Source organism: Weissella sagaensis (genome assembly GCF_005405285.1).
Lineage (GTDB): Bacteria > Bacillota > Bacilli > Lactobacillales > Lactobacillaceae > Weissella > Weissella sagaensis.
The window spans coordinates 1-1,518 of the sequence record NZ_BJDT01000018.1 but is presented as its reverse complement, the minus strand read 5'-3'; the positions used below and the strand labels follow the sequence as shown (position 1 = coordinate 1,518).

At 50.3% G+C, this 1,518-nt stretch carries 1 rRNA gene; it reads right to left on the bottom strand.

The features are described 5' to 3' along the window. Nucleotides 1–32 precede the first annotated feature (32 nt). Nucleotides 33–1,518, bottom strand: a 16S ribosomal RNA gene (locus FFM55_RS09655); the annotation flags it as partial.

The window sequence follows — 1,518 nt, the reverse complement described above, 5'->3', positions numbered from 1 at the left end:
TTATAGATGTGTAGGCTTCCGATTTTCCTTAGAAAGGAGGTGATCCAGCCGCAGGTTCTCCTACGGCTACCTTGTTACGACTTCACCCTAATCATCTGTCCCACCTTAGACGGCTGGCTCCTAAAAGGTTACCCCACCGGCTTTGGGTGTTACAAACTCTCATGGTGTGACGGGCGGTGTGTACAAGACCCGGGAACGTATTCACCGCGGCGTTCTGATCCGCGATTACTAGCGATTCCGACTTCATGTAGGCGAGTTGCAGCCTACAATCCGAACTGAGACATACTTTAAGAGATTAGCGTACCCTCGCGGGTTAGCGACTCGTTGTATATGCCATTGTAGCACGTGTGTAGCCCAGGTCATAAGGGGCATGATGATTTGACGTCATCCCCACCTTCCTCCGGTTTATCACCGGCAGTCTCACTAGAGTGCCCAACTGAATGCTGGCAACTAATAATAAGGGTTGCGCTCGTTGCGGGACTTAACCCAACATCTCACGACACGAGCTGACGACAACCATGCACCACCTGTCACCTTGTCCCCGAAGGGAACGCGCTATTTCTAGCGTTGTCAAGGGATGTCAAGACCTGGTAAGGTTCTTCGCGTTGCTTCGAATTAAACCACATGCTCCACCGCTTGTGCGGGTCCCCGTCAATTCCTTTGAGTTTCAACCTTGCGGTCGTACTCCCCAGGCGGAGTGCTTAATGCGTTAGCTGCGACACTCAAGGGCGGAAACCCTCGAACATCTAGCACTCATCGTTTACGGTGTGGACTACCAGGGTATCTAATCCTGTTTGCTACCCACACTTTCGAGCCTCAACGTCAGTTACAGTCCAGAAAGCCGCCTTCGCCACTGGTGTTCTTCCATATATCTACGCATTTCACCGCTACACATGGAGTTCCACTTTCCTCTACTGCACTCAAGTCATCCAGTTTCCAAAGCAATTCCTCAGTTGAGCTGAGGGCTTTCACTTCAGACTTAAATAACCGTCTGCGCTCGCTTTACGCCCAATAAATCCGGATAACGCTTGGAACATACGTATTACCGCGGCTGCTGGCACGTATTTAGCCGTTCCTTTCTGGTAAGATACCGTCACACACTGAACAGTTACTCTCAGTGCCGTTCTTCTCTTATAACAGTGTTTTACGAGCCGAAACCCTTCATCACACACGCGGCGTTGCTCCATCAGGCTTGCGCCCATTGTGGAAGATTCCCTACTGCTGCCTCCCGTAGGAGTATGGGCCGTGTCTCAGTCCCATTGTGGCCGATCAGTCTCTCAACTCGGCTATGCATCATTGCCTTGGTAAGCCATTACCTTACCAACTAGCTAATGCACCGCGGGTCCATCTCTTAGTGATAGCAGAACCATCTTTCAACCAACAACCATGCGGTTGTTGGTATTATACGGTATTAGCACTTGTTTCCAAATGTTATCCCCTGCTAAGAGGTAGGTTACCCACGTGTTACTCACCCGTTCGCCACTCTTTGAAATCAAAAAATCAAATCAGAGCAAGCTC